The 25,079-nt window shown below is 58.5% G+C and carries 22 protein-coding genes and 1 pseudogene; 6 read left to right on the top strand and 17 right to left on the bottom strand.

Annotation, left to right across the window (positions count from 1 at the left end; genetic code table 11):
• Positions 1 to 3: 3 nt before the first annotated feature.
• From thrC to ffh, 9 genes are all read right to left on the bottom strand, one after another.
• The gene (thrC, locus tag OYW20_RS06295) at positions 4 to 1,428 is read right to left on the bottom strand and encodes a threonine synthase (RefSeq protein WP_268799854.1); all 1,425 of its coding nucleotides are present in this window, start codon (positions 1,426 to 1,428) and stop codon (positions 4 to 6) included.
• 105 nt (positions 1,429 to 1,533) lie between these two features.
• Positions 1,534 to 2,838 carry a homoserine dehydrogenase gene (locus tag OYW20_RS06290; protein WP_268799853.1) on the bottom strand — a complete coding sequence of 435 codons (1,305 nt, stop codon included), beginning with the start codon at positions 2,836 to 2,838 and terminating at the stop codon, positions 1,534 to 1,536.
• Between the two features lie 135 nt (positions 2,839 to 2,973).
• A complete protein-coding gene (locus tag OYW20_RS06285; protein WP_268799852.1) occupies positions 2,974 to 3,714 on the bottom strand; it encodes a thioredoxin fold domain-containing protein in 741 nt (246 codons plus the stop codon).
• Positions 3,715 to 3,881: 167 nt separating this feature from the next.
• Positions 3,882 to 4,778 (bottom strand): site-specific tyrosine recombinase XerD, encoded by an 897-nt coding sequence (gene xerD / locus OYW20_RS06280; protein WP_268799851.1) that lies wholly within the window; start codon positions 4,776 to 4,778, stop codon positions 3,882 to 3,884.
• Positions 4,779 to 4,903: 125 nt separating this feature from the next.
• On the bottom strand, positions 4,904 to 5,254 hold the full coding sequence (gene rplS / locus OYW20_RS06275; protein ID WP_268799850.1) for a 50S ribosomal protein L19: 351 nt from the start codon (positions 5,252 to 5,254) through the stop codon (positions 4,904 to 4,906).
• A gap of 43 nt (positions 5,255 to 5,297) precedes the next feature.
• A complete protein-coding gene (gene trmD / locus OYW20_RS06270) occupies positions 5,298 to 6,050 on the bottom strand; it encodes a tRNA (guanosine(37)-N1)-methyltransferase TrmD (RefSeq protein ID WP_268799849.1) in 753 nt (250 codons plus the stop codon).
• 3 nt (positions 6,051 to 6,053) lie between these two features.
• Positions 6,054 to 6,590, bottom strand: coding sequence for a ribosome maturation factor RimM (gene rimM, locus OYW20_RS06265; RefSeq protein ID WP_268799848.1), 537 nt, complete (start codon positions 6,588 to 6,590; stop codon positions 6,054 to 6,056).
• 5 nt (positions 6,591 to 6,595) lie between these two features.
• A complete protein-coding gene (gene rpsP, locus OYW20_RS06260; RefSeq protein ID WP_268799847.1) occupies positions 6,596 to 6,847 on the bottom strand; it encodes a 30S ribosomal protein S16 in 252 nt (83 codons plus the stop codon).
• A 249-nt stretch (positions 6,848 to 7,096) separates the two neighbouring features.
• Positions 7,097 to 8,473: a signal recognition particle protein gene (gene ffh, locus OYW20_RS06255; protein WP_268799846.1), complete on the bottom strand. Its 1,377-nt coding sequence runs from the start codon at positions 8,471 to 8,473 to the stop codon at positions 7,097 to 7,099.
• A gap of 262 nt (positions 8,474 to 8,735) precedes the next feature.
• Here ffh and OYW20_RS06250 point away from each other — a divergent pair, with 262 nt between their 5' ends.
• The 3 genes from OYW20_RS06250 (at position 8,736) to OYW20_RS06240 (ending at position 12,602) form a co-directional block, all read left to right on the top strand.
• Positions 8,736 to 9,548 (top strand): cytochrome C assembly family protein, encoded by an 813-nt coding sequence (locus OYW20_RS06250; RefSeq protein WP_268799845.1) that lies wholly within the window; start codon positions 8,736 to 8,738, stop codon positions 9,546 to 9,548.
• Positions 9,549 to 9,560: 12 nt separating this feature from the next.
• Positions 9,561 to 10,805 (top strand): transporter associated domain-containing protein, encoded by a 1,245-nt coding sequence (locus OYW20_RS06245; protein WP_268799844.1) that lies wholly within the window; start codon positions 9,561 to 9,563, stop codon positions 10,803 to 10,805.
• Between the two features lie 474 nt (positions 10,806 to 11,279).
• Complete coding sequence (locus tag OYW20_RS06240; RefSeq protein WP_268799843.1) at positions 11,280 to 12,602, top strand: MFS transporter; 1,323 nt, start codon at positions 11,280 to 11,282, stop codon at positions 12,600 to 12,602.
• 175 nt (positions 12,603 to 12,777) lie between these two features.
• Here OYW20_RS06240 and purT read toward each other — a convergent pair whose 3' ends face one another.
• The 4 genes from purT to OYW20_RS06220 form a co-directional block, all read right to left on the bottom strand.
• Complete coding sequence (gene purT / locus OYW20_RS06235; protein ID WP_268799842.1) at positions 12,778 to 13,959, bottom strand: formate-dependent phosphoribosylglycinamide formyltransferase; 1,182 nt, start codon at positions 13,957 to 13,959, stop codon at positions 12,778 to 12,780.
• Positions 13,960 to 14,191: 232 nt separating this feature from the next.
• Positions 14,192 to 14,410, bottom strand: coding sequence for a DUF1289 domain-containing protein (locus OYW20_RS06230; protein WP_408005473.1), 219 nt, complete (start codon positions 14,408 to 14,410; stop codon positions 14,192 to 14,194).
• A complete protein-coding gene (locus OYW20_RS06225; protein ID WP_268799841.1) occupies positions 14,410 to 14,934 on the bottom strand; it encodes a gamma carbonic anhydrase family protein in 525 nt (174 codons plus the stop codon). The genes OYW20_RS06230 and OYW20_RS06225 overlap by 1 nt, the downstream gene beginning before the upstream one ends.
• 88 nt (positions 14,935 to 15,022) lie before the next feature.
• Positions 15,023 to 15,634: a CoA pyrophosphatase gene (locus tag OYW20_RS06220; protein ID WP_268799840.1), complete on the bottom strand. Its 612-nt coding sequence runs from the start codon at positions 15,632 to 15,634 to the stop codon at positions 15,023 to 15,025.
• 158 nt (positions 15,635 to 15,792) lie between these two features.
• Between OYW20_RS06220 and OYW20_RS06215 the strand changes: the two genes are divergently transcribed.
• Positions 15,793 to 16,344, top strand: a complete 552-nt coding sequence (locus OYW20_RS06215) for an NUDIX hydrolase (protein WP_268799838.1) — start codon at positions 15,793 to 15,795, stop codon at positions 16,342 to 16,344.
• A gap of 190 nt (positions 16,345 to 16,534) precedes the next feature.
• A pseudogene (locus OYW20_RS06210) lies at positions 16,535 to 16,957 on the top strand (L,D-transpeptidase family protein); the annotation flags it as partial.
• A gap of 122 nt (positions 16,958 to 17,079) precedes the next feature.
• On the opposite strand, the gene OYW20_RS06205 reads toward OYW20_RS06210, so the two are convergent.
• Together OYW20_RS06205 and purL are read right to left on the bottom strand one after the other, a co-directional pair.
• On the bottom strand, positions 17,080 to 17,391 hold the full coding sequence (locus OYW20_RS06205) for a Nif3-like dinuclear metal center hexameric protein (RefSeq protein ID WP_268799836.1): 312 nt from the start codon (positions 17,389 to 17,391) through the stop codon (positions 17,080 to 17,082).
• A 6-nt stretch (positions 17,392 to 17,397) separates the two neighbouring features.
• A complete protein-coding gene (purL, locus tag OYW20_RS06200) occupies positions 17,398 to 21,297 on the bottom strand; it encodes a phosphoribosylformylglycinamidine synthase (RefSeq protein WP_268801062.1) in 3,900 nt (1,299 codons plus the stop codon).
• Between the two features lie 213 nt (positions 21,298 to 21,510).
• Between purL and mltF the strand changes: the two genes are divergently transcribed.
• Positions 21,511 to 22,971 (top strand): membrane-bound lytic murein transglycosylase MltF, encoded by a 1,461-nt coding sequence (mltF, locus tag OYW20_RS06195; protein ID WP_268799835.1) that lies wholly within the window; start codon positions 21,511 to 21,513, stop codon positions 22,969 to 22,971.
• An 8-nt stretch (positions 22,972 to 22,979) separates the two neighbouring features.
• Here the strand turns inward: mltF and tadA are convergent, their stop codons facing one another.
• The gene (tadA, locus tag OYW20_RS06190; RefSeq protein WP_268799834.1) at positions 22,980 to 23,483 is read right to left on the bottom strand and encodes a tRNA adenosine(34) deaminase TadA; all 504 of its coding nucleotides are present in this window, start codon (positions 23,481 to 23,483) and stop codon (positions 22,980 to 22,982) included.
• A complete protein-coding gene (locus OYW20_RS06185; protein ID WP_268799833.1) occupies positions 23,483 to 24,856 on the bottom strand; it encodes a multicopper oxidase family protein in 1,374 nt (457 codons plus the stop codon). Before OYW20_RS06185 ends, tadA begins: the two co-directional genes overlap by 1 nt.
• Between the last annotated feature and the right edge of the window lie 223 nt (positions 24,857 to 25,079).

Raw genomic sequence — 25,079 nt, 5'->3', positions numbered from 1 at the left:
CCGTCACAGTGGTTTGCCACGATTGCCGTGCTGACTGACGAAGGCCTGCATAGCCTTTAGGTCATTTGGCAGGACAGTGCAGCGTTCATCGCGCTCAAACAAATCAGACAAATGTGCAGGCAGTTCAAGCGCTTTTCCTACACCGGCTTTCAGCACAGCGTCAGGGAATTTGACCGGGTGCGCTGTGCCCAGGATGACCATCGGCGTGTCGAGACTGCGACGGCAGTCCCGTGCAGCTTTTACACCGATCGCCGTGTGCGGATCAAGCAGCTCACCGGTGCTGGCAAATACCTGAGCGATGGTTTCGCAGGTCTGTTCGTCGGTGACCGCCAGAGAGTCAAACAGCTTGCGGGTTTCAGTCCAGCGCTCTTCGTCGACGCTGAAACCGGCGCCCTGCCTGAAGTTATCCATAAGCCCGGCAATTGCAGCGCCGTTGCGCCCGTGCATGTCGAACAGCAGTCGCTCGAAGTTCGACGACACCATGATGTCCATGGAAGGCGTCAGCGTGGCGTGAAGGGTTTCCTTGACGTACTGATTGCCGCTCATGAAGCGATGCAGGATGTCATTGCGGTTGGTCGCGACGATCAGTTGGCTGATCGGCAGGCCCATGTTGCGCGCCAGATACCCGGCGAAGATGTCGCCGAAGTTGCCTGTAGGCACCGAGAACGCCACCGAGCGCGCAGGGCCGCCCAGTTGAAGGGCTGCGTGAAAGTAGTAAACGATCTGGGCCATGATCCGTGCCCAGTTGATCGAGTTGACCGCCACCAGCCGCGTACCTTTCAGGAAGCTCTGGTCGGCGAAGCTGTTCTTGACCATTTCCTGGCAGTCGTCGAAGTTACCTTCGATGGCGACGTTGTGAATATTGTCGCCGAAGATGGTGGTCATCTGACGACGCTGCACGTCCGACACCCGGTTGTTCGGGTGCAGGATGAAAATGTCGACGTTGTCGCAGCGACGGCAGCCTTCGATGGCAGCTGAGCCGGTGTCGCCCGAGGTAGCGCCAATGATCACTACACGCTCATTGCGCTTGGCCAGAAAGTAATCCAGCAAACGACCGAGCAGTTGCAGGGCGAAATCCTTGAACGCCAGGGTTGGGCCGTGAAACAACTCCAGGACCCACTCGTTGCCCTCAAGCTGACGCAACGGCGCAATGGCGCTGTGTGCAAACACGCCGTTTTCAGACGAAGAATAGGTCTCTTCGAGAATCTTCTTGAAATCCGCATCCGGGATGCTGCCGGTGACGAACGGGCGCATCACCCGAAACGCCAGCTCGTGATATGGCAGGCCTGCCCAGGATGCGATTTCTTCCTGGGTGAAGCGCGGCAGGTTTTCCGGAACATACAGGCCGCCATCGGTGGCAAGCCCTGCAAGCAGCACGTCTTCGAAATTCAGGGCCGGTGCCTGGCCACGAGTACTGATGTAGCGCATAAAATCAAACCTTCGGTTTGGGCTTCAAGCTGTAAGCCTCAAGCTACAAGCCTGGCGTCTGGCGCTTCTGGCTTGCAGCTTTCCACTTGCAGCTTGCAGCTGCTCTTAGTTGAGATGTTCGACGCGGATGCGAACCACCGGCCCGACTACGTCCTGCACCGCTTCAAGGGCCTGGATGGCATCGTTCATGCGTTGTTCGACCACACGGTGAGTCAGCAGAATCATCGGCACAAGACCGTCCTGCTCTTCGACTTCTTTCTGCATGATCGATTCGATGTTGATGCCGCGCTCCGACAGGATGCTCGCCACTTGTGCCAACACCCCGGGGTGATCCTTGGCCTGGATGCGCAGGTAGTAGGCGCTCTCGCAGGCTTCGATCGGCAGGATCGGATGAGCGGACAGCGAGTCTGGCTGGAACGCCAGATGCGGGACACGGTTCTCGGGGTCGGTCGTCAACGCACGCACCACGTCCACCAGATCGGCGACGACGGATGAAGCAGTTGGCTCCATGCCTGCGCCTGCGCCGTAGAACAACGTGGAACCGGCCGCATCGCCATTGACCATGACAGCGTTCATCACACCGTTCACGTTGGCGATCAGGCGATCAGCAGGAATCAACGTCGGATGGACGCGCAACTCGATACCCGCCGGCGTGCTGCGAGCGACTCCAAGGTGCTTGATGCGATAACCCAGAGCTTCGGCGTAGTTGACGTCCGCGGTGGTGAGCCTGGTAATGCCTTCGGTGTAAGCCTTGTCGAATTGCAGCGGGATGCCGAATGCGATGGACGCGAGAATCGTCAGTTTGTGGGCGGCATCGATACCCTCTACGTCGAAGGTAGGATCAGCTTCTGCATAACCCAGCGCTTGCGCCTCGGCCAGTACATCCGGGAACGTGCGACCTTTTTCACGCATCTCGGTGAGGATGAAGTTGCCCGTGCCGTTGATGATGCCCGCAACCCAGTTGATACGGTTTGCAGACAGACCTTCACGGATGGCCTTGATCACCGGAATACCGCCTGCAACGGCGGCTTCGAATGCAACAATCACACCCTTTTCGCGGGCCTTGGCGAAGATCTCATTGCCATGCACGGCAATCAGCGCCTTGTTGGCTGTGACCACGTGTTTGCCATTTTCGATGGCTTTGAGCACCAGGTCTCGCGCAATGGTGTAGCCGCCAATCAGCTCGATGACGATTTCGATCTCAGGATTGGTTGCAACGGCGAACACATCGGTCGTGGTGGGTGTACCGGTAATCTGGCAATTGGGGTTTGGCGTACGCATGGCAATTTGTGCCACTTCAATTCCACGCCCTGCACGGCGGGCGATTTCCTCGGCGTTACGCTTTAGTACGTTGAAGGTACCGCCACCGACAGTACCTAGCCCACAGATGCCTACTTTGACCGGTTTCACTATGAACTCCCCATAAAACGGCCGACGCGAGGGCCGGCCGTGGAAACAGCCGCACTGAGCAGCGGCTTACTGTTGATGAAGCGACGGCAGGTCCGGCGCTTCAATGCAGGTCGCCGCGCAAGGCGACCCGCAGGATTACTTGACGCTGAGTGCCAGTTTGGCCACTTGTGGCGCTGGCTGATAGCCCGGAATGACCTGCCCGTCGGCCAGGACAATGGCTGGCGTACCGTTCACGCCGATCGACTGACCGATCTCGTATTGCTTGCTGACCGGGTTGGCGCACTTGGCGGCCTGAATATTCTTGCCATCGACCATCCGGTCCATGGCAGCACGACGATCCTTGGAGCACCAGACCGCTTGCAGCTGTTCGTCGCCCGGAGAGCCAAGACCCTGGCGCGGGAAGGCCACGTAGCGCACCTCGATGCCCATCTTGTTCAGCGCGGGGACTTCGGCGTGGAGTTTATGGCAATACGGACAGGTCGTATCAGTGAAAACAGTGATGTGGGACTTGGTTTCACCAATCGCGGGGTAAACCACCATCTCGCCGGCCGGAATGCCATTGATGGTCTTCGAAATAGCCAGACGTTCGGTCTTTTCGGTCAGATTGACTGGCTTCCCGTCCTGGATCTGAAACAGGTAACCCTGCATCACGAACTGGCCATCAGGGCTTGCGTAGAGAACGCGGCCACCTTTGAGTTTGACCTCGTACAGACCATTGAGCGGACTGCTGCCGATGCTTTCGACAGGCAATTCGAGATTGAGTGACTCCAGCGTCTTGCGAATGGCTTTGTCGGCGGCCTCATCGGCTTGAACCGAAAGGCTGAAAGTACTTGCCAGCACGACTGCGGCGGCGGCAATAAAACGAGTCACGCGCATGAAAACTCCTCGGGCGGTGGGCAGACGGACGGGTCGAAAACGGCGGGTGAAAACACTAGGGCCTGTTTTCTGATGCTCATGTCTGCGAAACCGGCAAAGCCTATCACATAAGCCCCGTTTGGCCGACGCGGAGTGACGTAAGACTCGTCGTAAAATCAAACGGTCTTTCACCCTCGCGGGTGGTGTTTGGCATGCATTTCCTGCAAACGCGCACGGGCGACATGGGTGTAGATCTGCGTCGTGGACAGATCGCTGTGGCCCAGCAGCATTTGCACCACCCGCAAGTCGGCGCCGTGATTGAGCAGATGCGTCGCGAACGCGTGGCGCAAGGTATGCGGCGACAAGGTCTTGCCGATCCCGGCAACCTTGGCCTGATGTTTGATCCGGTGCCAAAAGGTCTGCCGGGTCATCTGCTCACCTCGCAGGCTGGGAAACATGACATCGCTGGGACGCCCGTTCAGCAACTCATGACGCGCATCGCGCATGTAGCGCTCGACCCAGACGATAGCCTCCTCCCCCATTGGCACCAGTCGCTCCTTGCTGCCCTTGCCCATCACCCGCAGGACGCCCTGACGAAGATTGACTTGCTCAAGAGTCAGGCTGATCAGTTCGGTAACCCTCAAACCGCAGGCGTATAACACCTCCAGCATCGCGCGGTCGCGTTGACCAATGGCTTCACTCAGGTCCGGGGCGGCTAGCAGCGCCTCTACGTCGCTTTCCGACAGAGACTTGGGCAACGGCTTGCCAAGCTGCGGCATGTCGATCTGCAAAGTAGGGTCAACGGCGATCAACTTTTCCCGCAGCAGATAGCGGTAAAAACCACGAGCTCCGGACAAAAATCGCGCAGTGGAGCGAGGCTTGTAGGCGTTATCCACTCGCCAGGCCAAGTGATCAAGAATGGCGTCACGACTGACACCCAACAATTCGATCCCCTTTTCCTGCAACCAGCCATGGAACAACGTTAGGTCACTTCTGTAAGCGTCGCGGGTGTTGTCGGAGAGACCTTTCTCCAGCCAGAGGGCATCGAGAAATCTGTCGATCATGGGGTGGTCGATTGCGGACATTAAAACCCAGGCTTGAGCGAGGAAAACGAAGGGCAGTCTTTCATATCCTTGCTCTGGATACAAAAAACGACAGGCAACAAAAAAGCAGCCCTGAGGCTGCTTTCTTTTGCATCGGAACGCTGGACTTAACCCAGTTTTTCCTTGATGCGAGCTGCTTTGCCGGACAGGTCACGCAGGTAGTACAGTTTGGCTTTGCGAACGTCACCGCGACGTTTCACAGCCATGCTGTCGATTTGCGGGCTGTAGGTCTGGAAAGTACGCTCAACGCCAACACCGTTGGAGATTTTACGAACAGTGAAAGCACTGTTCACACCACGGTTACGCTTGGCAATTACAACGCCTTCGAACGCTTGCAGACGCGAACGCTCACCTTCCTTTACTTTCACCTGAACGACAATAGTGTCGCCCGGGGCAAAGGTAGGGATCTCTTTGGTCATCTGCTCTGCTTCGAGTGCAAGAATGATTTTGTTAGTCATGCTGTGCTCCTAAGGTAAATCATCTGGATTTACCATCGATACGTTAACTATCGTTCCGCTCGCGGAGGTAGTCCGCCAGCAGCTTCTTCTCTTCTCCAGAAAGCGAGCGGCTTTCCAGAAGATCGGCGCGTCGTTCATAGGTCCGCCCGAGGGACTGCTGTAAACGCCAACGCCGGATATGTGCGTGATTGCCACTTAGCAACACGTCGGGAACACGCTGATCCGCATACACCTCCGGTCGGGTGTAGTGCGGGCAATCAAGCAGACCAGCCGTGAAGGAGTCTTCCTCCGCAGAGTCCGCATGCCCTAAAGCTCCAGGCAGCAGCCGCGTAACCGCATCTATCAGGACCATCGCCGGCAGCTCACCACCAGACAACACATAGTCACCAATCGACCACTCTTCATCGACATGAGCATCAATAAAACGCTCGTCAATGCCTTCGTAACGACCTGCGATCAGGATAAGTGCTTGTTCCTTCGCCAGTTCGCGTACCGCAGACTGATCCAGCTTGCGGCCTTGTGGCGACAGGTAAATCACCTTCGCCGCATCCCCTGCCGCCTGCCTGGCCTGAACCAGAGCATCTTCCAGAGGCTTGATCTTCATCACCATGCCAGGGCCACCGCCGAATGGGCGATCGTCCACAGTGTGATGTCGATCTGTGGTGTAGTCCCGCGGATTCCAACAAGTGAGCTGCAACAGCCCTTGTTTCACCGCTCGGCTGGTTATGCCGTATTCGCTGATGGCGGAAAACATCTCCGGGAACAGACTGATCACTTCTACGCGCAGGCTAGCCATTGCTTAGAAGTCCGCGTCCCAATCCACCTTCATCTCGCCCGCATTCAGGTCGACGGCCAACACACACTGCGCCGTGTAGGGCAGCAAGCGTTCACGATCATCCAGACTGCCAGCGCAGGGCTTGACCACTATTACGTCGTTCGAGCCAGTTTCGAGGAGGTGATCGATCTTCCCGAGCAATTGCCCGAGGTGGTCGATGACCTTCAGACCAACAAGCTGGTACCAGTAGTACTCGCCGTCAGTCAGATCAGGGAACAGGTTACGTGGCACGCAGATTTCAAAACCGGCCAGAAGACGAGCTTCTTCACGGTCATCGAGACCTTTGAGCTTTGTGACCAGAAACTTGTTTTGCAAGCGTCCGCTGACCAGCTCTACCTGCTTGACGCTGCCTTCGCGCCGAAGCGTCCAGGTTTTGTAATCCAGCAGATTTCCTATCGGATCAGTGAAAGAGTAAACCTTCACTTCGCCGCGAACGCCATGTACCGAATAAATCTTGCCGATGACGATCAAATCGTCGGCCGAAGCTGGCGTCGCGTTCATAAGGCTCAGGCCGCAGCCTTACCAGCATCCTTCAACAACTGAGCAACACGCTCAGAAGGTTGTGCACCAACGCTCAGCCAGTAGGCTACGCGCTCTTGGTTCACGGACAGACGGATTTCCTGACCACGGGCAACCGGGTTGAAGAAACCTACTTGTTCCTTGTGCGAACCGTCGCGTGGGTTACGGCTATCGGTCACAGTCAGGTGGTAAAACGGGCGCTTTTTGGAGCCGCCAAGGGCAAGACGGATTGTTAGCATGTGAACATCGTTCCTGTAGTCGGTGCTGCAAATCTAAGATGCACAGCGGGCATAGGTGCCCGAAAGGCCGCATATTCTAAGGAATATCCCGACTTTTGCAAATGACTTTTTCCGTCGCCTGCAACCGTGTCATATGGATTTGCCATGAGCCTGCCTTACAGGAAGGCCGGCAAGTCCCCGCAAGTGCGGGTCAGTGGGAGTGACCTCCCAAAGAAAGGATGCGCGGGAAGCAGCTCCCGCGCAGCGAAATTACATTTTTGGCATGCCACCGCGGGGCAGCATCCCGCCCATGCCGCGCATCATTTTGGCCATTCCACCCTTGGTGGAGAACTTTTTCATCATCTTCTGCATCTGCTTGTGCTGCTTGATCAGACGCCCGATGTCTTGCACTTGCGTGCCGGAACCCATGGCGATGCGTCGCTTGCGCGAGCCGCTGATCAGATCCGGATCACGACGCTCAAGCGGGGTCATCGAATTGATGATGGCTTCCATCTGCTTGAACTGTTTCTCTGCAGCACCCTGGGCATTGCCCATTTGCGCCACATTCATGCCACCGATATTGGGCAGCTTGTCCATGAGCCCGCCGAGGCCGCCCATGTTCTTCATTTGCTGCAGCTGATCACGGAAGTCTTCGAGGTCGAAGCCCTTGCCCTTCTTCAGCTTCTTGGCGAGTTTGTCGGCCTTGTCTTTATCGAGGGTCTGTTCGGCCTGCTCGATCAGGCTGAGCACGTCGCCCATGCCCAGGATGCGTGAAGCGATACGGTCCGGGTGGAACGGCTCGAGCGCGTCGCTCTTCTCACCCATACCGATGAACTTGATCGGCTTGCCAGTAATGGCACGCACCGACAGCGCTGCACCGCCACGGGCATCGCCATCGACTTTGGTCAGGATCACGCCGGTCAGTGGCAGCGCATCGCCGAACGCCTTGGCCGTATTGGCCGCGTCCTGACCAGTCATGGCGTCAACCACGAAAAGGGTTTCAGCCGGTTTGACCGCAGCGTGCAGCGCCTTGATCTCGCCCATCATTTCGGCGTCGATGTGCAGACGGCCGGCGGTGTCGAGGATCACGACATCGATGAACTTCAGCCTGGCTTCTTTAATAGCCGCTTCGGCAATGTCGACAGGCTTCTGGCTGAGGTCCGACGGAAAGAACGTCACGCCGATATCGTTGGCAAGGGTTTCCAGCTGCTTGATCGCCGCGGGACGATACACGTCAGCCGAGACCAGCATCACCGTTTTCTTTTTGCGCTCTTTCAGGAATTTCGCCAGCTTGCCGGCCGTGGTGGTCTTACCCGCCCCCTGCAAACCCGCCATCAAAATCACTGCAGGCGGCGTGACATTGAGGGTCAGCTCTTCGTTGGCGGCCCCCATCATCTCTTCCAGTTCGGCCTGGACGATCTTCACGAATGCCTGGCCCGGGGTCAGGCTGCGCGACACCTCGGTGCCGACTGCACGATCCTTGATCCTGGCCACGAAGTCTTTGACCACCGGCAACGCGACGTCGGCTTCGAGCAAAGCCATACGCACTTCACGCAAGGTGTCTTTGATGTTGTCTTCAGTCAGCTTTGCCTTGCCAGTGACCTGGCGCAGCGTCTGGGAGAGACGGTCTGTCAGATTTTCAAACATGCGCGATCCTTTGGATTCATGGCGAACCCCGGTTGTGCGGCCCGGCCCGTAAGGGCCCTGTCATGTGAAGCACCGGATGAACACAGTGCGAATTGACAGCGCCCGGCGAGCCTGTGGCTTGAGCAGGCCGCGGATTATAGCGAAGAGTCTGCGTCACGGACACCACAGGCAGTCTGCTTATATGGTCTTTCTTACGCGGTCTTTTGTGACGGGTAGGTTCTATGCCAAACTCAGCGCCTTTCGGGCACGCCCAACAGGATCTATGTTCCCCTTGTCACCCAGCTTGCTACCCAGCCTCGCCGCCGCCGTCCTTTACGCCGCTGCGACTCTCTATCAGGGCCTGCGCCTGCGCCAGGGCATAAAGGTCGACAAATGGCTGCTGTGCCTTATCGGCACGCTCGCCGTCGCATGCCAGGCATCCGCGCTGTTCGGTCAACTGGTGCGCCCTATCGGCCTGGGGCTGGACTTCTTCAGCGCCGCCAGCCTGATTGCGGTCGCCGTCATCGTGGTAACGCTCCTCGCCTGCATCCGCATTCCGGTCGAAAACCTGCTGATCCTGCTGTTCCCGCTGGGCCTTCTGACTACGCTGATGGCCCAGTTCGCTCCGGTCGGTACATTGCAGCCTATCGTGGCGGAGCAAGGCCTCATCGGCCATATCCTGCTGTCCATCCTGGCTTATGGGATGTTCACCATCGCGATGTTCCAGGCCTTGTTGCTGCTGGTTCAAGACCACCAGCTGAAAAACAAGCATCCCTCCGGGCTGATAAAAAACTTCCCCCCTCTGCAGACCATGGAAAGCCTGCTGTTTGGCTTCCTGTGGGCTGGCTGGACGCTGTTGTCGATGTCGCTGATCTCCGGCTGGCTGTTTGTGGAGAACCTGTTTGCGCAACACCTGGTGCACAAGACGTTGCTTTCGATTCTGGCGTGGATCGTTTTCAGCGTTTTGCTTTGGGGCCGTAACCGCCTGGGCTGGCGCGGGCACAAAGCGATCCGCTGGACCCTGGGCGGATTCTGCCTGCTAATGCTGGCCTACTTTGGCAGCAAGCTGGTACGCGAATACATTCTGCACATCTGACGGGCGCTGATAATGGATAACCTGCACCTGAGCACGATGCTCGCCGTTCTTGGTCTGTTGACGCTGTGGTCTGGACTGCTCACGGCGGTAGAAGCCGCCTATCACCAACTCAGGGCAATACGTGCGAGCAGCCGCCCTGGCGATCCGCCCAAGCCTGCATTGGCGTTCAACCTCAATAGCCTGATCCTGGCGAACACGCTAATCAGGGTGCTGATTACCGTCGTCGCCACCCTCATCGCCCTCAACAACTTCTACTTCAACGGTCCGACGCTGGCCTGGGTTCTGGTCACTAGCGTGCTGCTGATTGTCGCTGAGTTCATCCCGCGCAAACTGGCGGCGCGTCGTCCGGAAGCCATAGTGCTGCTCGGCAACACGCTTTTGCGCGCACCGATGACCCTGCTTACACCACTGACCTGGCTCTACAAGAACATTGCGAAACTGCTGTTGCGGCCATTTCTGTCCAGGCGTCGTACCGCATCCCAGTCTGATGATGACGATGACCTAGGCCCAACCACTCATCAGGAACACTCCACGCCACAGTCCGGCAGGGCGCACGTCATTTCCGGTATCTACGCGCTGGACAGCATGACCGTGAACGACATCCTGGTCCCGCGCAGTGAGGTCGACGGGGTGAATCTGGACGACAGCATCGAGCACATCATCGAGCGGCTGATCATCTCGCGGCATACCCGATTGCCGGTGTATCACAACGACATCAACCAGGTTGAGGGCGTGCTCAATACCCGAGTGATCAGCCACCTGTTGCCCCGCGGCCAGCTCACCAAAGAAGAGCTGATAGCTGCGTGTTACGAGCCTTACTTCGTCCCGGAAAGCACGCCGCTGCAATTGCAGCTGCTGAACTTCCACAAGCAACAGCGCCGCATGGGCGTGGTGGTGGATGAATATGGCGAGGTACTCGGCATCGTCAGCCTGGAAGACATTCTGGAAGAGATTGTCGGCGAGTTCGAAAGCGAGCAGTCCATGACCAATCCGCACGTCCAGCCGCAGGCGGATGGTCGCTTGCTGGTGGACGGTGCTGCGTCGATTCGTGATCTGAATAAAAGCCTGGGTTGGCATTTACCGTCCGATGGGCCCAAGACCGTCAACGGACTGATCACCGAAGCACTGGAAAGCATCCCCGCAAGCGCTGTGTGCCTGAAGATCGGTCCTTATCGACTCGAAATTCTGGAGACGGAAGACAACCGGGTTACGCGTGTGATGATGTGGCAGAACACCGCCACCAAGGCCGTGCACTGAACACCCACAGCAGCCTCCCTGCAGGTGCCAACTTGTCGGCGAGACGTTTTCTCGGTCGAATCAATTTCGCCGCCACGCGAATGCATTCGTTCTGCGGGAGCTAACTTGTTGGCGAGTCGACATCATGAATTGAATCACTTCTGACCCCGCGCGAATGAATCCACGACTACAGAAATGCATTGTTTCGCACGATTGAGGCACTTGTTTCCCGGTCAACCCCCTTCCTATAATCGACCTCGCTTACCCAGCCCCGCCGATCCGCGTGCTACCCGCACACCGTGCGATCCGGCCTGTCACCCAGCCTGACTTTAACGTAACCGTTGGCGCCCGCTCCCATCCCGAGCATTGCCACGCCCCGCCCCGATCAGGGCGAGTCTGTTCAGCGCTGCACCCACAATAATTAACGTTTGCCTCAGCGCGCGCAGATTTTGCGACAGCGCCTGACAGGCAACATGACAGTCCAGGGATAACTGCATGACCACAACATCCGCCTACCCTCCAAGCGAAAACACCGAGGCTCGACCTGCCAACTCAGCCACACGGGTTGCAACGGCAAGCTTCATCGGCACCGCCATCGAGTTCTATGACTTTTATGTATATGCCACCGCAGCAGCGTTGGTGATCGGGCCAGTATTCTTCCCGCAGACCTCCAGCACCGCGCAAATGCTGTCGGCTTTTCTTACCTTCGGCATCGCCTTTCTCGCACGCCCATTAGGGTCGCTGCTGTTCGGGAACTTCGGTGATCGTATTGGCCGGAAATCGACATTGGTCGCCTCATTGCTGCTAATGGGCGTTTGCACCACGCTGATTGGTGTGTTGCCGGGCTACGACGCCATTGGAGCATGGGCCCCGATCCTGTTGTGCGTGCTGCGATTTGGCCAGGGTCTCGGGCTGGGCGGGGAATGGGGCGGCGCGGCGTTGCTCGCCACCGAAAATGCGCCGAAGGGCAAGCGCGCCTGGTATGGGATGTTCCCGCAACTGGGCCCGTCGATTGGTTTCCTCGCCGCCAACGGACTGTTTCTGACGCTGGCCATGACCCTGGATGACGAACAGTTTCGCTCCTGGGGCTGGCGCGTACCGTTCCTGCTCAGCGCAGTACTGGTGATCATCGGCCTGTATGTGCGCTTGAAGCTTGAAGAAACGCCGGTCTTTGCCAATGCCATCGCGCGTCATGAGCGCGTGAAAATGCCGATCACCGAACTCTTTTCCCAATACTGGGTGCCGATGCTGCTGGGCGCAGCATCGATGGTGGTGTGTTATGCACTTTTTTACATCTCGACGGTTTTCTCACTGAGTTATGGAGTGAAAACGCTGGGTTACACGCGTGAAACCTTCCTCGCCCTGCTGTGCTTCGCAGTGCTGTTCATGGCGCTGGCGACACCCCTTTCGGCGTGGGCCAGCGATCGTTTCGGACGTAAGCCGGTATTGATCATCGGTGGCGTACTGGCGATTTTGTCAGGCTTCCTGATGGAGCCTTTGCTGACACATGGCACCACCTGGGCGGTGGCGTTGTTCTTGTCGATAGAACTGTTTTTGATGGGCGTGACGTTTGCTCCGATGGGCGCGATGCTGCCCGAGCTGTTTCCGACACGCGTGCGCTACAGCGGCGCCTCGGCGGCCTACAACATTGGGGGCATTGTCGGTGCTTCCGTCGCACCGTTTTTCGCACAGAAGCTGGTGGAAATGGGCGGTTTGAGCTGGGTCGGCGGATACGTCTCGGCGGCAGCGCTGATCAGCCTGATTGCCGTGCTGTGCCTGAAGGAAACCCGGGATCGGGATCTGCACACGATTGCATGACGCAACCCCTGACTGTAGGAGCGCGCTTGCCCGCGAAAGAGTTGGGTCAGCTTCGATGGTGATAAATGACACTCCACAATCGCGGGCAAGCGCGCGCCTACAGGGGCCGATCCAATTTTCCGAACAAAAAAAACGGCGCCTCGATGGGCGCCGTTTGTTTGGCTACGCAGATCGCTTACAACTGCACTTTCACCGCTCTTGAAGCACGGGTAGCCTTGGCGCGAGCGGATTCGACTGACTCGTCACGCGCCAGCGCCACGCCCATGCGACGCTGACCGTTGACTTCCGGCTTGCCGAACAAGCGCAGTGCCGTGTCTGGCTCACTCAACGCCTGCTCAAGGTTAGCGAAGGCGGTCTGGGTCGATGTGCCATCAACCAGAATCACCGCCGATGCCGAGGGCCCGAACTGACGAATCAACGGAATCGGCAGGCCGAGGATAGCGCGGGCATGCAACGCGAATTGCGACAGGTCCTGAGAAATCAGCGTGACCAGCCCGGTGTCATGCGGGCGCGGCGACACTTCGCTGAACCACACCTGATCACCCTTGATGAACAGCTCGACGCCGAACAGCCCGCGACCACCCAGCGCTTCGGTGACTGCCTTGGCAACACGCTCAGACTCAGCCAGCGCAACCGGGCTCATCGCTTGTGGCTGCCATGACTCTTGATAGTCGCCCTTCTCCTGCCGGTGACCGACTGGCGCGCAGAAGGTGGTGCCGCCCACATGACGAACGGTCAGCAGGGTAATTTCGTAATCGAAATCGATGAAGCCTTCGATGATCACGCGGCCTTTGCCCGCACGACCGCCTTCTTGCGCGTAATCCCACGCTTTCTGAATGTCGGCGTCAGTCTTGAGCAGGCTTTGGCCCTTGCCCGAAGAACTCATCACTGGCTTGACCACACATGGGAAACCCAAGTCTTCGACAGCGCGCTTGTAGGCCTCGAAGGTGTCGGCGAAGTGATAAGGAGAGGTGGGCAGGTCCAGCTCTTCAGCGGCCAGACGACGAATGCCTTCTCGGTTCATGGTCAGTTGCGCAGCGCGGGCGGTCGGGATCACCGTGAATCCTTCGGCCTCGAGTTCTACCAGCGTCGCCGTGGCGATGGCTTCGATTTCCGGGACGATGTAATGGGGTCTCTCCGCCTCGATGACTGCACGCAGCGCAGCACCATCGAGCATGTTGATCACATGACTGCGGTGCGCGACCTGCATGGCCGGCGCGTTGGCGTAGCGGTCGACAGCGATCACTTCAACGCCCAGGCGTTGCAGTTCGATGACCACTTCCTTACCAAGCTCTCCGCAACCGCAGAGCAATACACGGGTCGCGGTCGGCGACAGTGGAGTTCCGATTTGAGTCATCTCAGGGCCTCGTGGAGCAGATATCAAGGGCAACCCGCCTTGGGCGAGCAACCCCAGGGGAGAAAGGCGCGCAATTTACCACGAAGCCCGAGGAGATGGGGGGTGGAGGCGGACGGGCGTTCGACGCGGTTAACTACAAGGTCACGCTTGTCCACGATATCAGCGTATCAGTCGACATCTATATGCCTGACCCACTGCAATCGCGTGCAAGCGCGGTCCTGCATGAGCTGCATCAGCCAGCGGGTACCGAAAACATCATCCCGCTTGCCACCGCACGCTCGTGACACAAGCCCAGCACAACCCGACGCGCCGCATTGTCCATGCGGCTCCAGCCGGTGATCTCCGCGACAGTGCGCTGGCAGCCCACGCACACGTCTCGCTCATCCAGCGCACACACGTTAACGCACGGTGAACGCACAGGCTTTTCAGGACGCGGCAAATCCATACTCATCAATCCTCCTGCGGCGCCAGATCCCGCGCATAGCGCTGGGCATTTAGCACGTAATGGGCAGCACTCGCTTCAAGCATCTTCTTCTGCACCTCGGTCAGCTCGCGCACGACCTTGCCGGGTGAGCCTATGACCAGCGAGCCATCGGGTATGACCTTGCCTTCGCCGATCAGGGAATTGGCGCCGATGATGCAGTATTTGCCGATCTTCGCGCCGTTGAGGATGACTGAATTGATGCCGATCAGCGTGTTGTCGTCCACGTCGCAGCCGTGGAGCATCACGTTGTGGCCGATGGTCACGTTTTTGCCGATGTTCAGCGGTGAGCCCATGTCGGTGTGCATCACCGTGCCGTCCTGAACGTTGCTGTTTTCCCCGATGTGAATCAGCTCGTTGTCGCCGCGCAACACGGCGCCAAACCAAACGCTGGCGTTGGCTTCAAGCCTGACGTTGCCAATCAGCGTGGCGGTGGGCGCAATCCAGCTTTGCGGGTGCGCGTCGACACGGGAATCTCCCAGGCGGTATTTCATTTTATTGTCCTCATGGTCTGACGATGGCTGACAAATGGGGCGCAGGCTTTCGATGCGCTGGCAGCGCGCATGGGCAAACGGGGTGACATCAGGATTTCAGGAATTCGATGGCAGAGCGTTTCGGCGGATGGCTCAGGCTGATGTCGCTGTCGTAAAGGACGTTCATCAGCTCGACGATCATGATCGCGGTCAGCCCCCAAATCTTGTATTCGCCAAACCGGTAGCTCGGCACGTACCAACTGCGCCCCTGATAATCGATGCGATGCGTGTGCTCTCGGACGTCCTCACGAAAAAATGCCAGTGGCACGCTGAAAACCGCAGCAATCTCGCCATCATTTGGGGTGTATTCGACGAAATCAGGAATGAGACCGACGTACGGGGTCACTTTGATTCCGTGTTTGGAAATTAAGGGACTCAACGGTCCGACAATCTCCACCAACCCTGGCGGCAGGCCGATTTCTTCTTCGGCTTCACGCAATGCGGTATAGATCAGGTCCGGGTCTTCCGGATCGCGGCGACCGCCCGGAAAGGCAACTTCACCACCATGCGTCGACAACCCGCTCGCTCGCAGCGTGAGCACAAGTTCCGGTTCGTCGCTGCGGGTAATGGGCAACAGCACCGCAGCCTCGGGAAAGCGAGCGTCGGTCTCCAGCGTGCCCGGCGTATGACTGCCAATTCGGCGAAGTAGCTCGTCCAGCATGGGATATCTCGATCTGTTACCTACCCGGCATCATGCACCAAAGTAGGTGACCACCCCAAGTCCTTGTAGGACAAATTACCGACGCGATGAAACGGCTGCTTGCCGATCACCCACAGGGCACGCCAAGATAGCCGCTGACTCAATCATCCGGTTCGAACATGAATTTCTGCAGCCACTGTGGCGAACAGGTCATCCAGCGCATCCCCGAAGGCGACAGCCGACTGCGCTATGTGTGTGAGCACTGCCACACCATTCATTACCAGAACCCCAATATCGTCGCTGGCAGCGTGCCGGTGTGGGAAGGCAAAGTGCTGCTGTGTCGCCGCGCTATCGAGCCAAGACTGGGGTTCTGGACGCTGCCGGCAGGCTTCATGGAAAACGGCGAAAGCGTTGAGCAGGCTGCCCGCCGCGAGACCGTCGAAGAGGCCTGCGCCACGCTTAACAATATGCAGCTGTACACGCTGATCGACGTGCCACACATCAGTCAGGTGCATGTGTTCTATCGCGCCGAACTGACGAGCGAAGACTTCGCCGCAGGTGTTGAAAGCCTTGAGGTCCAGTTGTTCGACGAAGCGGATATTCCGTGGGACGAGCTGGCTTTTCACACGGTCAGACGTACCCTAGAATGGTTCTTCGCTGACCGGCAAAAAGGTGTTTTCCCGGTCCATAGCGATTGCCTGCCTGTGTCACGCCCTCCTACACCCACTTGATCAGTTAACCGACGCGCGAGCTCGCGCTGTCTTCAGGGATACCGTTTCGATGCGTTGGTTGCTTGCTGTGTTTTGTCTGTCGTTCGTTTCGCTGTCGCAGGCGTCGTTCACCCAGACCATCGTGCCCAAAGGCAGTGAGCAGAAGTTCATTGGCAACAAGGTCATCAATACTGAAAACATCGCCGATCGCACCATCGACAAAATCCTGGTGCTTAAATCAGAGCGTCAGTTGCAGCTGATCAGCAATGGAGAGGCGCTGAAGACGTATCGCGTTTCACTCGGCAAGTCGCCAAAAGGCACGAAACTGCAGGAAGGCGATCAACGCACGCCAGAGGGCTTTTACTGGCTGGATTGGCGCAAGACCAGCAACAACTACAACCTGTCACTGCACATCTCCTACCCCAACATCAGCGACTCCGCACGGGCGCGCCGTGAAGGCGTGAATCCGGGCAGCATGATCATGATCCATGGCACGCCCGTGGATGAGGAATACCCGGAATGGTATTTCCAGACGCTGGACTGGACCAACGGTTGCATCGCCATGAGAAACAGCGATATCCGTGAAGTCTGGGATTTGGTGAAGGACGGGACGATGATTGAGATTCGGCCGTGATCGAACATTGCGTACGGCCCGTGATCCTGTAGGAGCGAACTTGTTCGCGAAGCGATGTGCCTGAATACGCCGGGTAAGTCTCTCGCTAACAAGTCGGCTCGCTCAGGGATTTGCGGCGCGCTTTAGAAATCCGCCAGCTTCCAGACCTCGTATGCGGGCGTTTCATATGGATGGCTTTGCTTAAGCGCGGCCACCGCTTGCTTGATCAGCTCATCGGCGACAACCAGCTCAACCTTCCACTCTTCCACATGCTCAATCTGGCCGGTCTGCCCGATGAACGGCTGACTGCCGTCCAGCGGGCGAAACTGGCCTTGACCGAGCACCTGCCAGGCGCAGCAATCGTAAGCCCCTATTCGCCCCGCACCGACGGCGAATAAGGCGCTTTTGACCTGCTCTACGTGGCTCTGTGGCACGAAGAAGGCGAGCTTGTACATCCGCTATCAGTTCACCCAGACGCGAGCGTTACGGAACATGCGCATCCACGCGCCGTCTTCGGTCCACTCTTCCGGGTGCCAAGAGTTGTTCACTGCACGGAACACGCGCTCAGGGTGCGGCATCATGATAGTGACGCGACCGTCGCGGGTGGTAAGACCCGTAATGCCGCGCGCCGAACCGTTCGGGTTGGCCGGGTAAGTCTCGGTGACTTTGCCGTGGTTATCGACGAAGCGCATCGCCACAGTGCCAGACAGATCGGTTTCCAGCAGCGATTCAGGGCTCTTGAATTCAGCGTGACCTTCACCGTGAGCGATAGCGATTGGCATACGCGAACCGGCCATGCCTTGCAGGAAGATCGACGCCGATTCCTGAATCTGGACCATCGCTACCCGCGCCTCGAACTGCTCGGAGCGGTTGCGCACAAAGTGCGGCCAGAACTCGCTGCCCGGAATCAGCTCGCTGAGGTTGGACATCATCTGGCAACCGTTGCAAACACCCAGCGCAAAACTGTCCTGACGCTCGAAGAACGCCTGGAACGCATCGCGGGCACGAGTGTTGAACAGTGCTGATTTCGCCCAGCCTTCGCCCGCACCGAGCACGTCGCCATAGGAGAAACCGCCGCAGGCCACAAGACCCTTGAACTCGTTCAGGTCCACACGGCCCGCGAGGATGTCGCTCATGTGCACATCGACAGAGGCAAAGCCTGCGCGATCGAACGCTGCAGCCATCTCGACCTGACCGTTGACGCCCTGCTCACGCAGTACCGCCACTTGCGGGCGAACGCCCTTCTTGATGTAAGGCGCGGCAATGTTGTCGTTGACGTCATAACCGAGCTTGACGCTCAGGCCTGGGTTGTCTTCTTCCAACAGCGCGTCGAACTCCTGATCCGCGCATTCGGCGTTATCGCGCAGACGCTGGATCTGGTAGCTGGTTTCAGCCCACTGACGCTGCAACAGACGACGCTGACCGGTGAAAACAGGCGCACCGTCGTAGCTGATGTGCACATCGTCGTTATTGACCGGCTGGCCGATGACCGCGACGCAATCGCCCGCCAAGCCTGCTGCGCTGAACTGTGCCAGCACGTCCGGGGTGGCGTCCTGACGCACCTGAATTACAGCACCCAGCTCTTCGTTGAAAAGGATCGCTGCAATGGCGGCTTTGTTTTCTGCCAGACCGTCGAGTTGCAGGTTCAGGCCGCAGTGACCGGCGAAGGCCATTTCCAGCACGGACACCAACAGACCACCGTCGGAGCGGTCATGGTAAGCCAGCAGGTGGCCATCGGCGTTGAGGCCCTGAATAACGGCGAAGAACGCTTTGAGATCTTCGGCGTCATCGACGTCCGGCGCGACTTTGCCCAGCTTGCCGTGGGTTTGCGCGAGGATCGATGCACCCATGCGGTTCTGGCCGCGACCCAGATCAATGAGGATCAGGTCGGTGACGCCTTTGTCCATGCGCAGTTGCGGGGTCAGCGTGCCACGGATGTCGGTTACCGGTGCAAAGCCGGTCACGATCAGCGACAGCGGCGACGTCACGGTTTTCTCGGTGCCTTCATCGCTCCAGCGGGTTTTCATGGACATGGAGTCCTTGCCCACCGGAATGGTAATGCCCAGCTCCGGGCACAGCTCCATACCGACCGCTTTCACGGTGTCGTACAGGCGCGCGTCTTCGCCTGGGTGCCCGGCTGCGGACATCCAGTTGGCGGAGAGTTTGATGTCGGAAATCTTGCCGATGCGCGAGGCCGCGATGTTGGTCAGCGTCTCGCCAATCGCCATGCGTCCTGAGGCCGGCGCGTCCAGCAAGGCCAGCGGCGTCCGCTCACCCATGGCCATCGCTTCACCGGTGTAGACGTCGAAGCTAGTGGCAGTGACGGCAACGTCAGCCACCGGCACTTGCCATGGACCGACCATTTGATCGCGATTGACCAGACCGGTGATGCTGCGGTCGCCAATGGTGATGAGGAAGCTTTTGCTGGCAACTGCCGGGTGACGCAGCACGCGCTGTACGCTTTCTTCGATGTCGAGCGTGCTCGGATCAAAGTCATCGCCCAACTCGGTTTCGCGAGTGGCCGAACGGTGCATGCGCGGGGCTTTGCCCAGCAACACTTCGAGCGGCATGTCTACAGGGCTGTTGCCAAAATGGCTGTCGGTGACGGTCAGTTGCGGCTCTTCGGTGGCCTCGCCGACCACTGCAAACGGGCAACGCTCACGTTCGCAAATGGCTTTGAAACGCTCGAAGTTCTCGGCGCTGACCGCCATGACGTAGCGTTCTTGGGATTCGTTGCTCCAGATTTCCAGCGGGGCCATGCCCGGCTCGTCATTAGGCACGTTGCGCAGTTCAAAGCGACCGCCGCGACCGCCATCGTTGACCAGTTCCGGGAAAGCGTTGGATAGGCCGCCCGCGCCCACGTCGTGGATAAAGGCAATCGGGTTTTGATCACCCAGCTGCCAGCAACGGTCGATGACTTCTTGGCAACGGCGCTCCATCTCAGGGTTTTCACGCTGAACGGACGCAAAGTCCAGGTCTGCCGAACTGGTGCCGGTGGCCATCGAAGACGCCGCCCCGCCGCCCAGACCAATCAACATCGCCGGGCCACCCAGCACGATCAGCTTGGCGCCGACCTTGATCTCGCCTTTCTGGACGTGGTCTTCGCGGATGTTGCCCATGCCGCCGGCCAACATGATCGGCTTGTGGTAGCCGCGCACTTCGTCGCCGTGCGGGGTAGTGATCGATTGCTCGAACGTACGGAAGTAGCCGGTCAGTGCCGGACGCCCGAATTCGTTGTTGAACGCCGCGCCACCCAGCGGGCCTTCAATCATGATGTCGAGCGGGGTCACGATGCGCTCGGGTTTGCCGTACGGCTTCTCCCAAGGCTGAACGAAACCTGGAATATTCAGGTTTGAAACAGTGAAACCGGTAAGGCCGGCTTTAGGCTTGGCACCGCGTCCGGTTGCACCTTCGTCACGGATCTCGCCGCCAGAACCGGTCGCTGCACCCGGGAATGGCGCAATCGCCGTCGGGTGGTTGTGAGTCTCGACCTTCATCAGGATGTGCACCGGCTCCTGAACAGCACCGTATTCACGGGTATCAGGGTTCGGGAAGAAACGACCGGCGACGCTGCCCACGATGACCGATGCGTTGTCTTTATAAGCCGACAACACGCCTTCGCTGTGCATCACGTAGGTGTTCTTGATCATGCCGAACAGGCTTTTCTCCTGGCTCTGACCGTCGATATCCCAACTGGCGTTGAAGATCTTGTGACGGCAGTGCTCGGAGTTCGCCTGGGCGAACATCATCAGTTCGATGTCGTGCGGGTTACGTTTGAGGCCGATGAAGCTGGTGACCAGATAGTCGATTTCGTCATCGGCGAGGGCCAGGCCCAACTCGACGTTGGCTTTTTCAAGCGCGGCACGACCGCCGCCCAACACGTCAACAGCGGTCAGCGGCTTGGGTTCGGCGTGGCTGAAAAGCCCGGCAGCCTGCTCCAGCGCGCTCAACACCAACTGCGTCATGCGGTCATGCAGGCTGTCGGCAATCAATTGCGCATCAGCGTCGCTGAACTGCCCTTCTACATAAAAAGCGATGCCGCGCTCAAGACGCTGGATCTTGGTCAGGCTGCAGTTACGGGCAATATCGGTGGCCTTGCTCGACCATGGCGAGATCGTGCCGAAGCGCGGAAGCACCAGAAACAGGCGACCGCGCGGCTCCTGGACCGGCACGCTCGGGCCGTATTTCAGGAGTCGGGCAAGAACCTGCTGCTCTTCGTCGGTCAGAACACCGGCGACCTCAGCGAAGTGGGCGAATTCAGCGTACAGGCCACTGACAGCTGGAACTTTAGCGTTCAGCTGCTCAAGTAATTTCTTGTGGCGGAAAGCAGAAAGGGCGGGAGCACCACGCAGGATCAACATCGTCGGGACAGCCTCGGGGAAGGGGGTGTGCTTTGAGGCCATGCATTCTAGCGTAAACCTCCACTTTCGGCACCCAGAACGACCGCATCGAATACATCCGAACGTCGGCGTGGCAACCTGCGCTTTGTCGACGGGTCACAAAGTCGCTCCCTATCAGACGCAACCTTTACTGTCGAGATATGGCGGTCAGGCTGCTTTGCGTATACTGCACCGATGTTTTCCCAATCAGACTTCCGCCCACGCTGCGCCAAGTGGCTCATCGCAACCGGAATCTTCCTGCTGCTCGGCGCGTGTGTTGAGAAACCCAACACGCTTGAACGAGTCAAGGAGGATGGCGTTCTGCGCGTCGTCACCCGTAACAGCCCGGCGACGTATTTTCAGGATCGCAACGGTGAAACCGGTTTCGAGTACGAACTGGTGAAGCGTTTCGCCGACGATCTGGGCGTCGAGCTGAAAATCGAAACTGCCGATAACATCGATGATCTGTTCGATCAGATGAACAAACCGGGCGGTCCTGTTCTCGCTGCCGCCGGGCTGGTCAGCACCGACGAGCGTGCCAGGCAGGTCCGTTTTTCCCATCAGTACCTTGAAGTCACCCCCCAGGTTATTTATCGCAACGGCCAGAATCGCCCGACTGAACCCGGCGATCTGGTCGGCAAACGCATTCTTGTCTTGAAGGGCAGCAGTCACGCCGAGCAACTGGCGGCGCTCAAAGTCAAATATCCGCAATTGCAGTACGAAGAATCCGATCAGGTTGAAGTCGTTGATCTGCTGCGCATGGTGGACGAAGGGCAGATTGACCTGACGCTGGTCGATTCCAACGAGCTGGCAATGAATCAGGTGTATTTCCCGAACGTGCGGGTAGCTTTCGATCTGGGTGAAGGCCGGGATCAGCGTTGGGCCGTGGCACTGGGCGATGACAATAGCCTGCTGAACGAGATCAACGCCTTTCTCGACAAAGTGCAGAAAAACGGCATGTTGCAGCGGTTGAAGGATCGCTACTACGGCCATGTGGACGTGCTCGGTTACGTTGGCGCCTACACCTTCGCCCAGCATTTGCAGGAGCGCCTGCCCAAGTACGAAAAGACGTTTCAGGCATCTGCCAAAGAAGAACAGGTCGACTGGCGGCTGCTGGCCGCTATCGGCTACCAGGAGTCGCTGTGGCAGCCGGGGGTAACGTCCAAAACCGGCGTTCGCGGGCTGATGATGCTGACCCAGAGCACGGCTCAAGCCATGGGCGTATCCAACCGGCTGGACGCCAAGCAGAGCATCAAGGGCGGGGCAAAGTACTTTGCCTACGTGAAGGACCAGCTCGATGAAAAGATTCAGGAGCCTGATCGCACATGGTTAGCGCTGGCGTCCTACAACATAGGCGGCGGTCACCTGGATGACGCCCGCAAGCTGGCAGAAAACGAGGGCCTGAATCCTAACAAGTGGCTCGACGTCAAAAAGATGCTGCCTCGCCTCGCGCAGAAGCAGTGGTACAGCAAGACCCGTTACGGTTACGCCCGCGGTGGCGAGCCCGTGAGTTTTGTCGCCAACATCCGCCGCTATTACGACATCCTCACGTGGGTGACCCAGCCGCAGCTTGAAGGCAGTCAGGTGGCGGAAAGCAATCTGCACGTGCCGGGCGTGGACAAGACCAAGCCTCCCGAAGAAAAAACGCCGCTGTAAATCACGCCTCAACTCTTTGAAACAGCCTCCTGGCTTTTCGCCCTTCTCATCCTGAAAAACTCGCTCAGCATCGTTCCGCACTCCTCGCCCAGCACGCCGCCTTCAAACAGCACGCGGTGATTTAGAAACGGCTGGGTGAAAAATTGCCCTTGGCTTTGCACGATCCCGGCCTTGGGCTCAAGAGCGCCGTAGACCACACGACTGACTCGCGAATGGACGATCAGCCCGGCGCACATGCTGCACGGCTCAAGCGTGACGTACAGCGTACTGCCCGGCAGCCGGTAATTGCTGACGGCCTGCGAGGCATTGCGAATGGCGACCATTTCGGCGTGGGCACTGGGGTCGCTGCCGCTGATAGGGCAGTTAAAGCCACGACCAATGATCACGCCATCCTGTACCAGCACCGCGCCCACCGGGACTTCACCCAGCAATGCGCCTTGGGACGCCAGCGCCAGAGCTTCGCGCATGAAATGTTGATCGCGGCTGCGATCGATGATTTGCGGCTGGCGCATTACGAAACCTCGACAGCTGCCATGAGACCGGTTTCCATGTGATCGATCACGTGGCAGTGAAACATCCATACGCCGGGATTATCGGCCACCAGCGCAACCCGCGCACGCTCGTTGCGACCCAGCAGGAAGGTGTCGGTGAAATACGGGATGATCTTCCGGCGATCAGAAGCAAGCACCTTGAAGCTCATGCCGTGCAGGTGGATCGGGTGCTGATACTGGGTCATGTTTTTCAGTTCGAAAATGTAGCTCTTGCCTTTCTCAAGCTTCGCAATCGGGCGGTCTGCGCAGGTCTTGTCGGTGATGTCCCACGCCTGACCATTGATTTGCCAAAGGCTCGGTGGCTTGCCGTTGTCGACATTGACCGACACCGCGCCCGCCCATTCGATATTGAAATTGAGCTTTTCGGCCGTTTCCAGATCGGGTTCGGCAATCGGATTGGGTGGCAGCGCGGGCGGCCAGTCACCCGGCGTCTCCGTGCTGGCGACCGACCGGAACGTGCCCAACCGTACCGGCCCATTGCGCAGAGGAATTTCCTCTCCCGCCGCTGGTGCCTTGATCGCCAGGCAAATGCGCATGCCGGGGCCTAACCAGTAATCCTTGCCGAACGGGCGCGGCGTGATCGGATTGCCGTCCAGCGCATAGATTTGCGCGTCAGCGCCCGGCAGGTTCAAACGGTAGGTCACGGTATTGTCGAGGTTGAGGATGCGCACCCGCACAATCTGCCCGGCTGGCAAATCCACGACGCCCTGAGGAATGCCGTTGATGCTCGACAAGCGCCCGGCCGTGCCTTCACGCGCGGCCTCGCGGGTAATACTGAAAGGGGTGAACGCGCCCTCCTCGTCCACATGCCAGCTCTTGAGGCTGACGATGCGCTCATGCGCAAAACCCGTAGGCTCGCGCTCTTCAACGATGAGCGGCCCGACCAGCCCCCGCCCAAGCTCTTCGCTGCTGCTGACGTGCGGGTGATACCAGTAGCTGCCGGCATCCGGGACGCGGAACTTGTAATCGAAATACTCTCCCGGCTTGACCGGGAGCTGTGAGACATAAGGCACGCCGTCCATTTCCAGCGGCAACCGAATGCCGTGCCAATGAATGGTGGTCTCGACAGGCAGGTGATTGATGAACCGCAGCCGCAGCCACTCTCCCTGCCTTACCCGTAACTCGGTGCCTGGCACCGAGCCACCGAACGCCCAGGCCGGCGTCTGATGGCCCGCAACCAACTCAACATCAAGCGGCGCGGCAATCAACTCGAAATCATGACCGTCACCAGGCCCCTTGCGGCCAAGCCAGTAACGCGAGGCGCCACCTGCGCCCAATCCAACCACGGCAAGACCGGCCAGACCTCCGAGAATTTGTCGACGGGTGAAAGACATGAATGAGCAGTACCTTGGTGAAAGACGGGGATGGACAATCGCGAGCGAGCACGCGTCCGAGGGGCGAATAAGATACACCCGCATTTGAAATAAGATAAGGGCAGCCTTGGCTGCCCTTATCGGTCAAGACGTTTCAGCGCCGGGTTGGGGTTGGCGCTGATGGGTTATTCCCACTCGTTTACAAATCACAGGAAGCAATCCCTGTCAGACGGTGATGCCCACA

Origin of the sequence: Pseudomonas sp. BSw22131, from assembly GCF_026810445.1 — a bacterium.
Taxonomy (GTDB): Bacteria; Pseudomonadota; Gammaproteobacteria; order Pseudomonadales; family Pseudomonadaceae; genus Aquipseudomonas; species Aquipseudomonas huanghezhanensis.
The sequence above is the reverse complement of the archived record's forward strand: the minus strand, read 5'-3'. Positions and strand labels throughout refer to the sequence as shown.